12 protein-coding genes are annotated in these 13,232 nt (G+C 64.3%); 6 read left to right on the plus strand and 6 right to left on the minus strand.

Features of this window, described 5'->3' with window-relative positions; genetic code table 11:
• Position 1: 1 nt before the first annotated feature.
• A complete protein-coding gene (locus HBR94_RS17145) occupies positions 2-1,174 on the minus strand; it encodes an MFS transporter (RefSeq protein WP_115127923.1) in 1,173 nt (390 codons plus the stop codon).
• Positions 1,175-1,316: 142 nt separating this feature from the next.
• On the opposite strand from HBR94_RS17145, the gene HBR94_RS17150 reads away from it, so the two are divergent.
• Entirely contained in the window at positions 1,317-1,901 is a 585-nt protein-coding gene (locus tag HBR94_RS17150; RefSeq protein ID WP_170045250.1) for a TetR/AcrR family transcriptional regulator, read from the plus strand.
• Between the two features lie 33 nt (positions 1,902-1,934).
• Here HBR94_RS17150 and HBR94_RS17155 read toward each other — a convergent pair whose 3' ends face one another.
• From HBR94_RS17155 to HBR94_RS17170, 4 genes are all read right to left on the minus strand, one after another.
• Positions 1,935-3,455, minus strand: coding sequence for an MDR family MFS transporter (locus HBR94_RS17155; protein WP_170045251.1), 1,521 nt, complete (start codon positions 3,453-3,455; stop codon positions 1,935-1,937).
• Positions 3,445-4,596, minus strand: coding sequence for an HlyD family secretion protein (locus tag HBR94_RS17160; protein ID WP_170045252.1), 1,152 nt, complete (start codon positions 4,594-4,596; stop codon positions 3,445-3,447). Before HBR94_RS17160 ends, HBR94_RS17155 begins: the two co-directional genes overlap by 11 nt.
• Entirely contained in the window at positions 4,593-6,071 is a 1,479-nt protein-coding gene (locus HBR94_RS17165; RefSeq protein ID WP_170045253.1) for a TolC family protein, read from the minus strand. Before HBR94_RS17165 ends, HBR94_RS17160 begins: the two co-directional genes overlap by 4 nt.
• Before the next feature lie 114 nt (positions 6,072-6,185).
• Positions 6,186-6,932, minus strand: a complete 747-nt coding sequence (locus tag HBR94_RS17170; RefSeq protein ID WP_057439104.1) for a helix-turn-helix transcriptional regulator — start codon at positions 6,930-6,932, stop codon at positions 6,186-6,188.
• A 162-nt stretch (positions 6,933-7,094) separates the two neighbouring features.
• Between HBR94_RS17170 and HBR94_RS17175 the strand changes: the two genes are divergently transcribed.
• The 4 genes from HBR94_RS17175 (at position 7,095) to HBR94_RS17190 (ending at position 11,464) form a co-directional block, all read left to right on the plus strand.
• Entirely contained in the window at positions 7,095-7,895 is an 801-nt protein-coding gene (locus HBR94_RS17175; RefSeq protein WP_057439105.1) for a glucose 1-dehydrogenase, read from the plus strand.
• Positions 7,888-9,714 carry a glycoside hydrolase family 15 protein gene (locus tag HBR94_RS17180; RefSeq protein ID WP_170045254.1) on the plus strand — a complete coding sequence of 609 codons (1,827 nt, stop codon included), beginning with the start codon at positions 7,888-7,890 and terminating at the stop codon, positions 9,712-9,714. The genes HBR94_RS17175 and HBR94_RS17180 overlap by 8 nt, the downstream gene beginning before the upstream one ends.
• A gap of 207 nt (positions 9,715-9,921) precedes the next feature.
• Complete coding sequence (locus tag HBR94_RS17185) at positions 9,922-10,494, plus strand: GNAT family protein (protein WP_178112876.1); 573 nt, start codon at positions 9,922-9,924, stop codon at positions 10,492-10,494.
• A 37-nt stretch (positions 10,495-10,531) separates the two neighbouring features.
• A complete protein-coding gene (locus HBR94_RS17190) occupies positions 10,532-11,464 on the plus strand; it encodes an alpha/beta hydrolase (protein WP_170045255.1) in 933 nt (310 codons plus the stop codon).
• Here HBR94_RS17190 and HBR94_RS17195 read toward each other — a convergent pair.
• Positions 11,434-12,402 carry a DJ-1/PfpI family protein gene (locus HBR94_RS17195; protein ID WP_115127916.1) on the minus strand — a complete coding sequence of 323 codons (969 nt, stop codon included), beginning with the start codon at positions 12,400-12,402 and terminating at the stop codon, positions 11,434-11,436. The genes HBR94_RS17190 and HBR94_RS17195 overlap by 31 nt on opposite strands.
• Before the next feature lie 90 nt (positions 12,403-12,492).
• On the opposite strand from HBR94_RS17195, the gene inhA reads away from it, so the two are divergent.
• Positions 12,493-13,173 carry an isonitrile hydratase gene (inhA, locus tag HBR94_RS17200; RefSeq protein WP_170045256.1) on the plus strand — a complete coding sequence of 227 codons (681 nt, stop codon included), beginning with the start codon at positions 12,493-12,495 and terminating at the stop codon, positions 13,171-13,173.
• Positions 13,174-13,232 lie beyond the last annotated feature (59 nt).

Here is a 13,232-nt window from a genome sequence, read left to right on the forward strand (position 1 = left end):
CTCATCCCAGGCGGCGGTAGCCCAATAAAGCGGACACCAGCACCACTGCCCCGGCCATCAGCGCCACCCAGAACCCGCTGGCGGCGCCAAAGTGGTCGATCATCCAGCCGGAACTCGCGGCACCGATGGCCACGCCGATACTCAAGCCGGTGATCAGCCAGGTCATGCCTTCGGTCAGGCGGCTGGGTGGCACGACCTGCTCCACCAGCGCCATGGACACAATCAAGGTCGGGGCAAAAAACAGCCCGGACACAAACACCGCCAATGCCAGCCCGAGGATATCCCCCACCCACAGCAGTGGCAGGGTTGTCAGGGCAGTGGCCAGGCCACAGAGCAGGAACTGCCGGGGCAAGGGCATGTTCAGCTTCAGCGCACCGAAGGCCAGCCCCGCCAGGCACGAGCCGATGGCATACACCGACAGCACGATACTCGCGGCAGCCGGCTGGCCCTGGTGCTGGGCGAACGCCACGCTGACCACGTCTACCACCCCGACAATGGTGCCCATGGCCATCAGTAGGATTATCAACACCAGCACCGACGGCTGGGTGATCAACCAACTGCCCTGGTGCTCAAGCTGCGCGTGAATCGCAGGCTCGGTCTGTTTTTGCAGGACAAAGGCGGTCACACCAACCGCCAACAGGATCGCCCCCACCAGCGGCCCCGCCTCGGGAAACAGCAGCACACACAATCCCACCGACAGCGGCGGGCCGAGGATAAAGCACACCTCGTCGAGCACCGATTCCAGGGCAAAGGCTGTTTGCAAACGTGGCTGGCCACGGTAGATCTCGGTCCAGCGCGCCCGGACCATGGCCGACATGTTGGGCATGCAACCGGCCAGGGCGGCAAAGATAAACAGGGTCCAGTCCGGCGCCTGCAAACGGGTACACAGCAACAGCAGCAACAACGCCCCACCGCCGATCATGGCTGCCACCGGCAAGACGCGGCCCTGGCCATAACGGTCTACCAGTCGCGAAACCTGCGGTGCGCAAAAGGCCGTGGCCAGGGCAAATGTTGCCGCCACCGCGCCCGCCAACCCATAACCGCCACGCAGTTGGGACAACATGGTGATCAGCCCGATACCGGTCATGGATATCGGCATGCGAGCGAGCATGCCGGCCGATACAAAAGCCCTGGAACCTGGCGCCTGGAACAGCTCGGCGTAGGGGTTTGCCATGGTGCGTGACCTCTTGCTGGGAACCCTGGAGCTTGCCATTCAATGCAATCCGGGGAAAAGATATACGGTGCGTATGTGACAAATCATGAGTAACATACGCGGCGTATGTCAACCACTCACCCGCAAGTAGCGAGCGTTTTCCATGAGCCGAGCCCGCGCCGAGATGATTGAAGAAACCCGCGCCCGCCTGTTGGCCAGCGCCCGCCATGCCTTTGCCACCCAAGGCTTTGCCAATACCTCGATGGATGATTTCACCGCCCGCGCCGGCCTTACCCGTGGGGCGCTGTACCACCACTTTGGCGACAAGAAAGGACTGCTGGCCGCGGTGGTCGCGCAACTCGACAGCGAAATGGATGACCGTCTGCAACAAATCAGCACTCAGGCCAACAACCCCTGGGACGGTTTTTGCGAGCGCTGCCGCGCCTACCTGCACATGGCCCAGGATCCCGAGATCCAGCGGATCGTGCTGCAAGATGCACCGGCGGTGCTGGGGGCAGACCTGGGGGCCCAGCAGCACTGCATCGAATCATTGCGTCGGCTGCTGGATGAATTGATGCAGGCCGGGCTTATCGAACATGCCCCCAGCCTGGCACTGGCCCGGTTGATCAATGGCAGCCTGGTGGATACGGCGCAATGGATTGCCCATGCCGAACGCCCGGACGAATGCCTGGAGCAAGCGCTGCAAGGCCTGGAGTTGCTGCTGCGGGGGCTGAAACCCCATCGCTGAATTGCTCGCCACAACACGAACCCGCGACAGCCATCAAGTGCGACGAAGCAGCAACGCCGCCACCGCACACAAGGTCAGCGCCACACACGCCAGGTAGAACGCGTCGCTGTAAGCCATCAAAAATGCCTGGTGCCGCACGCTCTGGTCGAGCAACCCCAGCACTTGCTGCTGCTCCGGCCATTGCTCCTGCAACAAGCCGCCGTTCGGCAAATATTGCTGTAAAGCCGGTTCGAAAATGCTCAGCGACTCACCAATACGCGCCGAATGCACCTGCTCGCGCACCACCACCAGTTGCGCCAGCAGGGCCGTGCCCACCGCGCCGCCCAGGTTGCGCAACATCGAGAACACCGCCGAAGCCGAGCCGGACTGTGCCTTGGCCAGCCCATGCACCGCCAGCACCGACAGCGCCACCATGATCAGCGGCTGGCCAATGCCGCGCACCACGATCGAGGGGATGATCACGTTGCTGGCGCTGTCTGCCGACAAGTGCGCGCCCATCCAGCAGCCCAGGGCCATGATCGCAAAACCGGAGGCCACGAGAATTTTTGCGCTCAACCACTTCATCAGTCGTGGCAGGAACGGCGCCAGCACCAGTTGCACCAGGCCATAGGCAATCAGGCTGACGCCAATTTCACTGGCGTTGTAGCCCTGCATCTGTGACAGGTAATTGGGCACCAGGAATACCAGGCCGTACGTGCTGGCACCGAAGATAAACATCGCCACACTGGCCACGCCAAAGTTGTAGTGCACCAACAGCCGCAGGTTGATAAAGCTTTTGCGGCCCCACAATTGTCGGCCGACAAAGCCCACCAGGCCCACCGCCGCCGCCAGGCTCATCCAGCCGATAAACGCCGAACCGAACCAATCCTTGCGCCCGCCCTCCTCCAGCACGATCTGCAACGCGCCCAGGCCCAGGACCATGCAGGCGATGCCCAACCAGTCGCCCTGGCGCAACAGCCCAAGGTTCATCGGCTGGCGATCAATGGACCAGGCCACTGCCGCCAACAGCGCGATACCGGGAAACAGTTGCAGGTAGAAGATCCAGCGCCACGAATACACATCGGTCAGCCAGCCACCAATGGACGGCCCTGCGGCCTGGGCCACACTGTTGGCCAGGCTGAACAGGGCCATGCCCAGGGGGATCTTGCTGGCGGGCAGTTCAGTGATGATCAACTGGAACGACAACGGAATCAGCACCGCCCCCGCCGCCCCCTGAATGACCCGGATGACGATCATCACCGGCAGGTTCGGCGCCATCGAACAGGCCACCGAGGCCACCAGGAATACCCCGGAGCCCCACAGCATCACCCGCCGCAACGAGAACACCTGCACCAGCCACGCGGTGAGCGGGATCATGATGATTTCCGCCACCAGATAGGCCGTGGAAATCCACGAGCCCTCCTCGAACGTGGCCCCCAGCGCACCTTCGATTTCCGGCAGGGCGGCGCTGGTGACATGCACATTCATGCCGGCCATGAAGCAGCCGAACAAACCACCGATCACCGCGACCCAGGCGCGAAACGAAACGTTCGAGGTGCGCCCATCAGCCTCCATGGGAACCGTCCTGCTGGCTGGCCGGGCGGGTGTCCACCGTGGCGATCACGGACATCCCCGGCAAGATCACGGGTGCATTCGTCTCGTCGGCCACCAGGCGGATCTTCACCGCAAAGCGCTGCACGATCTTGGTGAAATTGCCGGTGGCGTTGTCCGGGGGCAACAAGGCGAACACCGCACCGGAACCGGGGGCGATGCTTTCGATCTGGCCGCGCCAGTGCTGGCCGGAAAAACTGTCCACCGCGATATCGACCGCCTGCCCCGGCGCCATGTGCTGCAACTGGGTTTCCTTGTAGTTGGCGATCACATAGGCCTGTGCCACCGGCACCACCGCCAACAAAGGCAGACCCGGCATCACATACTGCTGGCGGCGGACCTTGCGCTGGCCCACTACGCCGTCGAACGGCGCGCGGATCGCTGTGTCATTCAAGGCATTCTGGGCCAGGGCCAGGTTGGCCTGGGCCTCGCCCACCCGGGCCTGGGATTCGGCGATCCGCGCCTTCGCCTGCTGGCGGCGCGCCTGCAGCACCTGGCACTGGGCTTGCTGCCGGGCCACTTGGGCACGGGCTTCGGTCACCGCTGCCAATGCCTTGGCCCGCCCGGCGCTGGCGGTTTCCAGGCGCTCGCGGGTGGCGATCTGTTGATCCACCAGATCGCGGTAGCGCTGGAAGTCCAGGCGCGCACGATGGGCCTCGGCCTCGCTGCTATGCAGGGCAGCCTGGGCCTGGGCGATACGTTGCTGCTGCTCGTCGAGCCGTGCGTCGAGGGTGGTCAGGCTGGACTGGCGGGCATTCGCCGCCGCCCGGGCTTGCTGCAACCGCGCCTGGGTGCTGCGCAGCTGCTCGACAAAATCACGCTCACCCAGGCGCACCAGCACATCCCCGGCCTTGACCGGCTGGTTGTCCTCCACCAGCACCTGGGCCACGTAGCCGGCAATCCGCGGGCTGACGGCGACCCAATCGGCGCGCACGTAGGCGTCGTCGGTCTCTTCCAGAAATCGCCCCAACTGCCACCAATACGCGGCAAACAGCCCCGCCCCCAACAGCGTCACCAGTGATGCGCCCGTCAGCAGGGCGCGGCGATGGCGCTGCATCAAGCTGGGAGTGGATGGCAGGATCGCGGGTTCAACAGCCTGGTTCATGGCTTGGCTCCAAGGGCAGCAAGGGGTAAGGGTTGAGGTTGATCATTGCGTTGCCAGCCACCACCGAGCGCCTGGAACAGGTCGATCTGGCGGTTGATCAAGCGCAGGTCGGCCTGGGCCACGCGGGCCTGGAGGTTGACCAGGTTGCGCTCGCTGTCCAGCAGTTGCAGGGCATCAAGGGCTCCGGCCCGATAACTGCGGGTGGCCAGCTCATGGGCCTGCTGGCTGTTGTCCAGCGCGGCCTGCAGGGCTTGGCGGCGCTGTTGTTCGCCCTGGTACAGCGCCAGGGCTTGTTCGACTTGTTTCAAGGCACGCAGTACCGTGCCGTCGAAACGCGCCTGGGCCTCGCGCGCCTGGGCCCGGCGCTGGCTCACTTGAGCCTGGGCAACGCCGCGCTGGGGAAAGCGCCAGGACAGCAACGGCCCCACGGAATACACCAGCGCTTCACTGGCCCCCAACTTGCCCAGGCCGCTCGCGGAGGACTCCAGCGCGGCCCCGAAGGTCACCCGTGGATACAACTCGGCGCGAGCGACACCGATGGCCAGCGTGGCCGCTTGCAGTTGGCGCTCGGCACGGCGGATATCGGCCCGCCGCTGCACCAGCGCCCAGCCATCGCCCACCGGCAGCGGCGCCTGCAATTGTGGGCGCCGGGCACAGGTTTGCCGGGCCACCTCCAGGGGCGGCACGCCACTGAGCACCGCCAGCTCATACAGGGCCGCCTGATAGCGCGCGGTCAACATCGGCAGCGGCGCACGGGTTTCTTCCAGCAGGCCATTGAGGCGCGCCAGGTCCAGCGCCGTCGCCGCACCGGCCTTCTGCAGTCTGCGAGTGACGTCGACACTGCGCTCCAACACCTGCACCGAATGACGCTGCACCTGGCGGCTGAACGCATAGACACAGGCCTGGCCATAGGCCCGGGTGGTCTGCGCGGCCACGGTCACCCGCCATTCGTCTTCCAGCGCCCGCGCCGCATCCGCATCGGCACGGGCGGCGGCCAGGCGATAACGCACCTCGCCCCAGAGGTCGAGGGTGTAGCTCAGGGAGAATCCAGGGGCGTGGCTCCACTGGGCCTCGGCCTGCTCATCGCGGGCCTGGGCCAGGGTCTGGTCGTCTCGGCTGCGGCCGTAGCCGACGCCGTAGGTCAGAAGAGTCGAGGGTTGGCGTTCGCCATCTACCTGCTCCAGGCGCGCCAATAGCGCGTCGACATGGGCGGCGGCGGCGGCAAGGTCCTGGTTATGGTTCAGGGCCTGCGCTACAAGCCGGTCCAATTGCGGGTCACGGTAAAGCTGCCACCAGCGCTCGGGCAGCGGTTGGACCGCTGACCCGCTGGACAATTGCGGCGCCGCCCGGGCCGTCAGCTGCGCTGCGGGCTCGTCGGGCAGGCCACGGCATCCGGCTAGCGCACCCAGCAAAAGCAGGGTCAGAACTGCCGGGGGGCGACTGCTGGTGGAGGGATGAACGACAAGGCTGGGCATCACAAAGCTCGCTGAAGAATGAGCTTTGCAGATTAGGCATGCGCCCTGGCGGATTCGCCCGCGCCAGGGCCATGTATCGTCGCCAAACGGACAATTGGGTTACATGAAGCAACATCAGGCCTGGGGACGAAAATGACTCGGCGGATAACCCAGTGAGCGGCGAAACATCGCGCTGAACGCACTCGGGCTCTGATAACCATGTTCCAGCGCCACCTCCAGGATCGAGGCGCCCTGGGCCAGCAGCTTCAGGCTCAGGGCCAGACGCGCACGCTTGCGCCATTCGCCAAAGCTCATGCCCAGTTCCCGCTGGAAAATCCGGCTCAGGGTGCGCGCACTCATGTTCAGGGTGTCGGCCCAGGATTCCAGGCTGCTGTCATCGGCCGGGTTGCGGATAAACCGGGTACACAACCTGGCCAGGCGGGCTTCGCCAGGCACCGGCACATGCATGGCCACCACCGGCGCGGCCAGCAGCTCCATACGGATCACTTCCACCATGGCCTGCAAGCGTGGGCTGTTGACTTCACCGGCGATCAGCGTCGCCGCCACGATCAGCTCGCGCAGCAGTGCCGAGACCTCGATCACCTGGCAGGTGCGGCCCAGGCTCGGCTCGACCTCGGGCATCAGGAACAGGGTGCGCATATGCACTTCGCCGGCCATGCGAATCTCGTGGGGCGTCCCGGCGGGTACCCACAACGCATGCCCGGACGGCACCAGCCAACTGCCCTGGGCCGTACTGACCACCATCACCCCGGTGACGCCGTGGATCAATTGCGCCTGGGTATGACAATGGGGATGGACCACTTCGTCGTTGCGGTAGTTGTCGGCATAAGCCTCAAGCCAAGGCCGGTGCACAGTTGTCATGGGCTGCGTCTCACGTCGTTAAGCCACTGATTCTAACTAAAAGCCCGTTGGCGAAAACGATAGATATAGACAGCCATCGTCGCATTCCAGACAGGCCACTGAACTTGTGCCCCGCGCCGTCAGTCAGCTGAATGGACTTCTGGAATAAAGGCTGGATGGACAATGCGCATCTCGTTGGAACAACAAGTCGCCGTAGTCACCGGCGCCAGCTCCGGCATTGGCGCGGGGGCCGCCAGGGCGCTGGCTGCGGCCGGCGCGGCAGTCGTGGTGAACTACAACAGCCAGGCAGAACCCGCCCAGGCCCTGGCCGCGCAGATCAACCAGGCCGGTGGCCGGGCCCTGGCGATCGGCGCCGATGTGTCCAGGGAAGCCGATGTCGAACGCCTGTTCGCGCAGACCCTCGACGCCTTCGGCCACCTCGACATCCTGGTGGCCAACTCGGGCCTGCAAAAAGACGCCGCCATCAGCGACATGACCCTTGAGGAGTGGAACGCGGTGATTGGCGTCAACCTCACCGGCCAGTTCCTCTGCGCCCGCGCTGCCCTGCGTATTTTTAACCGCCAGGGCGTGCGAGCCGGCGTATCCCGGGCCGCCGGCAAGATCATCCATATGAGTTCGGTGCACCAGTTGATCCCCTGGGCCGGCCACGTCAATTACGCGGCCTCCAAGGGCGGCGTCGAGATGCTGATGCGCAGCCTCGCCCAGGAAGTCAGCCACCAACGGATCCGCATCAACGGCATCGCGCCGGGGGCGATCCGCACCGCCATCAACCGCGCCGCCACCGAGGGCGACGCCGAACAGCAGTTGCTGAAATTGATCCCCTATGGCCGCGTCGGCGACGTCGAAGATGTGGCCAACGCCGTGGTCTGGCTGGCCAGTGATGCCTCCGACTATGTGGTGGGCAGCACCTTGTTTATCGACGGCGGCATGAGTCTCTACCCGGAGTTCAAAGACAATGGTTGATCTGAAAAACGAAGCGCAAAGCGCCATCGACGCCCACGGCATTATCGGTGACATGCGCAGTGCGGCGCTGATCAACGACCAGGGCAGCATCGACTTTTTCTGCTGGCCGGAATTCGACAGCCCGTCGATCTTCTGCTCGCTCCTGGACTCCCCCGCCGCCGGGATTTTCCAGTTGACCCCGGACCTGCCCCAGGCGCGCCGGGAACAGATCTACCTGCCGGATACCAATGTCCTGCAAACCCGCTGGCTGAGTGATGACGCCGTGGTGGAAATCACCGACCTGCTGAGTATCAGCGATGACGTTGATGACCTGCCCCTGCTGATCCGCCGGGTGCGCGTGGTGAGCGGCAAGGCCACCCTGCACCTGCGCTGCGCGGTGCGCCATGACTATGCCCGGGCACCCACTCGGGCCACCGCCGATAACGCTGATGTGTGCTTCGAGGCGCCGGGCCTGCCTGGGTTGCGCCTGGCCAGCAGCGTGCCGTTGCAGATCGCAGATGACGCCGCCGTCGCCTGCTTTACCCTGGACCAGGACCAGGGGGCCGAATTTGTCCTTGGCGGCCGGGAAGACATACGCGTGGCCAGCGACGGTACCGACCTGCACCTGCAGCACACCCTGAAATTCTGGCGCGGCTGGCTGGCCCAGTCCAACTACCGCGGCCGCTGGCGGGAAATGGTCAATCGCTCGGCCCTGGCCCTGAAGCTGCTGACCTCGCGCAAACACGGCGCGATCCTCGCAGCGGCCACCTTCGGCCTGCCGGAAGCCCCCGGCGGCGAACGCAATTGGGATTACCGCTACACCTGGATCCGCGACGCCTCGTTCACCGTCTACGCCTTTATGCGTCTGGGTTTTGTCCAGGAAGCCAATGACTACATGCGCTGGTTGCGCGGGCGCGTCAGCGACTGTTGCGGGCAGCCGATGAAAATCAACATTCTGTATGGCATCGACGGCCGCCAGCAATTGCCGGAAACCGAGCTGAGCCACCTCAGCGGCCACGGCGGCGCGCAACCGGTGCGCATTGGCAACGAGGCCTTTGACCAGGTGCAGCTGGATATTTTTGGCGAACTGATGGACGCGGTGTACCTGGTCAACAAGTACGGCGAAGCCATCTCCCATGAGGGCTGGAAACACACCCTGGAAGTGGTGGACCAAGTGTGCGAAACCTGGAACCAGAAAGACGTCGGCATCTGGGAAATGCGTGGCGAGCAACATCACTTCCTGCATTCGCGGCTGATGTGCTGGGTGGCACTCGACCGCGCGATCCGCCTGGCCTCCAAGCGCTCGCTGCCGGCACCGTTCGCCCGCTGGGACCAGACCCGCCAGGCGATTTATGAAGATATCTGGAGCAACTTCTGGAACGCAGAACGCGGGCATTTCGTGCAGCACATCGGCAGCACTGCCCTGGATGGTTCGATGCTGTTGATGCCGCTGGTGCGTTTTGTGGCGGCCACCGATCCGCGCTGGTTATCGACCCTGGACGCCATCCAGAAAAGCCTGGTGCGCGACGGCATGGTCTACCGCTACCGCAATGACGACAGTCAAATTGACGGTTTGCAAGGCACAGAGGGGGCGTTTACCGCCTGTTCATTCTGGTACGTCGAATGCCTGGCCCGCGCGGGGCAAGTGGAAAAGGCCCATCTGGAATTCGAGCAACTGCTGCGCTATGCCAACCCGCTGGGGCTGTATGCCGAGGAATTCGACAGCCAGGCGCGACATCTGGGGAATACACCGCAGGCATTGAGCCATTTGGCCTTGATCAGCGCGGCGACGTTTCTGGATCGCAAGTTGAGCGGGGAGAAAACCGTGTGGCAACCTTGAGAATCGAGCAGCGAAGTGAAACCCTTGTAGGCGCTATCAGGCAACTTCAACATTGGCTGTACTGACGTCATCGCAGCCTCGCTAACGCTCGACAGCTCCCACCTTTGATCTTTGCGACCTTGAGCGAGCTATCTGCCTGCCTCCTCCTGTATTCAAGGAACGAATATGAACCCGCCCCTGGCGCCCGAAAATGTTCAGTCGATACCTATGCCAACCGCACCACACCACGTGGATATTTTCCCCACCCTGCACACCGAACGCTTGCGGCTCAGGGAGTTGACCCCCCACGACGCCCCGGCGCTGTTTGCGATCTATCGCGATGCCGAGGCCATGCCTTGGTTTGGCATCGACCCCATGACCGACATATCCCAGGCCCACGCCCTGATCGCCACCTTCGCCCACTGGCGAACCCAGGCCAATCCGGGCACGCGCTGGGGCCTGGAATACGCCGGCGAGTTGATGGGCACCTGCGGGCTGTTCAAATGGAATCGCCAGTGGAACAGCTGCGCCCTCGCCTGCGAACTGGCGCCGTCAGCCAGGGGCAGCGGTTTGATGAGCGAGGCTTTGCGCAGCGTGCTCGACTGGGGCTTTGCGCAGATGCAACTGCACCGTGTCGAAGCGCTGGTCCATCCGCGTAACCTGCCGTCCCAGGCACTGCTGGGCCGGCTGGGCTTTACCCGCGAAGGCGTGCTGCGCGAGGCCGGGTTTTGGGCCGGTGGCTATCAGGATCTGCACGTGTTTTCGCTGCTGGCCCATGAACACGTAAAGGTTTCGCGCTAAAGTCCAGGCTCCCTGCTGTGACCCGAACGGAGTCCCAATGAGCCCCTCGATCGCGCTGCTGTATATCCGCACTCCCATGCTCGATATCGCCTACGAAGCCCATGGCCCGGCCGACGGTGAAGTGGTGATTCTGCTGCACGGTTTTCCCTATGACCCTCGCGGCTACGATGCCATCGCGCCGGTGTTGGCCGAGGCCGGTTATCGCGTGCTGGTGCCTTACCTGCGCGGCTACGGCCCGACCCGGTTTGTGCACGCCCAGGTGATGCGCTCCGGCCAACAGGCGGCGCTGGCCAAGGATCTGCTGGACTTCATGGATGCCCTGGCCATCGACCAGGCCGCCCTCGCCGGTTATGACTGGGGTGGGCGCGCCGCGTGCATTGTCGCGGCGCTTTGGCCCGAGCGCGTGCGCTGCCTGGTCACCGGCGACGGTTACAACATCCAGGACATCGCAAAGTCCATCCAGCCCCGCGCGCCAGTCACCGAGCATCGGTTGTGGTACCAGTTCTACTTCCACACCCAACGGGGTATCGATGGCCTGACCGCCAACCGCCGCGAGTTGTGCGAACTGTTGTGGTCGCTCTGGTCGCCCTCCTGGGCTGCGGGGCCGAGCCTTTACCCGCAGACGGCACCCTCGTTTGATAACCCGGACTTTGTGGAGGTGGTAATCCACTCCTATCGCCATCGCTTCATGTATGCCGAGGGTGATCCGGCGCTGGAAGTGATTGAACAGGCGCTGGTGCAACCACCGCCGATTTCGGTGCCCACCATTTCGCTGTGCGGTGCCGACGACGGTGTCGGCCCGGCTCCCGAGGTGGATGACGACGTGGGTAATTTCAGCGGATTCTATCGGCGCCGGGTGCTCGCCGGGGTGGGCCACAATATTCCCCAGGAAGCACCGCAGGCCACGCTCGATGCACTGTTTGAACTGCTTGAACAGACTCAGGCCGGCGCCGAAAACCGCTCGCGATAAAGCTGCGGGGTGATCGACAAGGCGCGGATAAAACTGCGGCGCATGGTTTCTTCGCTGCCAAAGCCACATTGCGCGGCGATGCGTTTGATTGCCACGGCGCTGTCGGCCAGTTGCCGGCGTGCGGTTTCCACGCGGATCAGTTCCACCGCCCGGGCCGGGGTCTGGCCGGTTTCGGCGCGGTAATGGCGTACGAAGCTGCGTTCGCTCATGCCGCACGCGGCCGCCAGGGTCGCGATGTTCAAGTCCAGGTGCAGGTGCTCGGCAATCCACCCATGCAATTCGCTGAAGCGGCTACCGCCCTTTTGCAGGGACAGGGTGACGCTGAACTGCGACTGGCCACCGGGGCGCTTGAGAAACACCACCAGGTGCCGCGCCACTTCCAGGGCCACCGCGCGGCCCAGGTCCTGTTCCACCAGGGCCAGGCACAAGTCGATGCCGGCCGTGACGCCCGCCGAGGTCCAGAGCGAGCCCTGCTGGATAAAGATCGGGTTGGCCTCGACCTGCAACCTGGGGTATTTGCGCGCCAGTTCCTCGCAGCGCGTCCAGTGGGTGGCGACCCGACAGCCATCGAGCAGGCCACTGGCGGCCAGCAGAAAGGCGCCGGTACACACCGAAGTCATGCGCCGCGAGTGCCTGGCTTTTTGCCGGACCCACTCCACCAGTTGCGGATCCTCGGCCGCCCCATACACGCCCCAGCCGCCAGCAATCACCAGGGTGTCGCAGGGCGTGTCGGCGCCAGGCAACGGCTCGGCCACCAGGGCCAGGCCGGCGGAGGTCATCACCGGCTCGGCCTGGGCGGCAATCACGTTGACCGCATAGGGCAACGGCAAGCCTTGCTGGCGCGCCAGGTCGTTGGCCGAGGCAAACACTTGCAACGGTCCGGTGACGTCGAGCACCTGCACATTGGCGAAGGCGAGCACATGGATGATTTTCGGCATGATTGGCGTGATTAGTGGGCTCAATGGCGTATACGCCAAAGCCTAGGCCACTAGAGTGAAGCCGTCCATCCCTCTTCCTGGAGTTTGACCATGACCTTGCAGATCGGCTTTGTGTTGTTCCCCGGTATTCAGCAACTGGACCTCACCGGCCCTTACGACGTGCTGGCGTCGTTGCCGGAGGTGCGACTGCATCTGATTTGGAAAGACCTGGCGCCGATCACTTCCAGCAGCGGGTTGGTGCTGTCGCCGACCACCACCTACGACGACTGCCCTACCCTGGATGTGATCTGCGTGCCGGGCGGCTCGGGGGTTGGGCCATTGATGGAAGATGAGCCGACCCTGGACTTTCTGCGGGCGCAATCCCAGACCGCACGTTATGTGACGTCGGTGTGTACCGGCTCGCTGGTGCTGGGCGCTGCGGGTTTGCTGCGCGGGCGGCGGGCCACCACGCATTGGGCCTACCACGACATGCTGGCCACCCTCGGCGCCACGCCGGTGCAGGAGCGCGTGGTGCGCGACGGCAACCTGTTTACCGGGGGAGGCATCACTGCGGGGATCGACTTTGCCCTGACCCTGGCCGCCGAGCTGTACAGCGAGGCGGCGGCGCAGTTGGTGCAGTTGCAGCTTGAATATGCGCCGGCCCCGCCTTTCAATGCCGGCCGCCCGGACACTGCGCCACGGCAGGTACTGGACGAGGCGAATAAGCGCACCGCTGAATCACGCAAGACCCGGGGCGAAATTGCCGCACGGGCGGCGGCGCGGCTGGGCTGAAGGCCGAACTATTTTCCCCTGTGGGAGCGGGCTTGCTCGCGAAAACGTCCGCCCAGCAA

The sequence above is a fragment of the Pseudomonas sp. WS 5412 genome (assembly GCF_012985615.1).
In the GTDB taxonomy this organism is placed as follows: Bacteria; Pseudomonadota; Gammaproteobacteria; order Pseudomonadales; family Pseudomonadaceae; genus Aquipseudomonas; species Aquipseudomonas shahriarae.

Coding starts and splice junctions, on each gene's coding strand:
- HBR94_RS17195 (WP_115127916.1), bottom strand. CDS start 12,402: ATGCCGAAAATCATCCATGTGCTCGCCTTCGCCAATGTGCAGGTGCTC.
- HBR94_RS17190 (WP_170045255.1), top strand. CDS start 10,532: ATGAGCCCCTCGATCGCGCTGCTGTATATCCGCACTCCCATGCTCGAT.
- HBR94_RS17180 (WP_170045254.1), top strand. CDS start 7,888: ATGGTTGATCTGAAAAACGAAGCGCAAAGCGCCATCGACGCCCACGGC.
- HBR94_RS17185 (WP_178112876.1), top strand. CDS start 9,922: ATGCCAACCGCACCACACCACGTGGATATTTTCCCCACCCTGCACACC.
- HBR94_RS17150 (WP_170045250.1), top strand. CDS start 1,317: ATGAGCCGAGCCCGCGCCGAGATGATTGAAGAAACCCGCGCCCGCCTG.
- inhA (WP_170045256.1), top strand. CDS start 12,493: ATGACCTTGCAGATCGGCTTTGTGTTGTTCCCCGGTATTCAGCAACTG.
- HBR94_RS17175 (WP_057439105.1), top strand. CDS start 7,095: ATGCGCATCTCGTTGGAACAACAAGTCGCCGTAGTCACCGGCGCCAGC.
- HBR94_RS17160 (WP_170045252.1), bottom strand. CDS start 4,596: ATGAACCAGGCTGTTGAACCCGCGATCCTGCCATCCACTCCCAGCTTG.
- HBR94_RS17165 (WP_170045253.1), bottom strand. CDS start 6,071: ATGCCCAGCCTTGTCGTTCATCCCTCCACCAGCAGTCGCCCCCCGGCA.
- HBR94_RS17145 (WP_115127923.1), bottom strand. CDS start 1,174: ATGGCAAACCCCTACGCCGAGCTGTTCCAGGCGCCAGGTTCCAGGGCT.
- HBR94_RS17170 (WP_057439104.1), bottom strand. CDS start 6,932: ATGACAACTGTGCACCGGCCTTGGCTTGAGGCTTATGCCGACAACTAC.
- HBR94_RS17155 (WP_170045251.1), bottom strand. CDS start 3,455: ATGGAGGCTGATGGGCGCACCTCGAACGTTTCGTTTCGCGCCTGGGTC.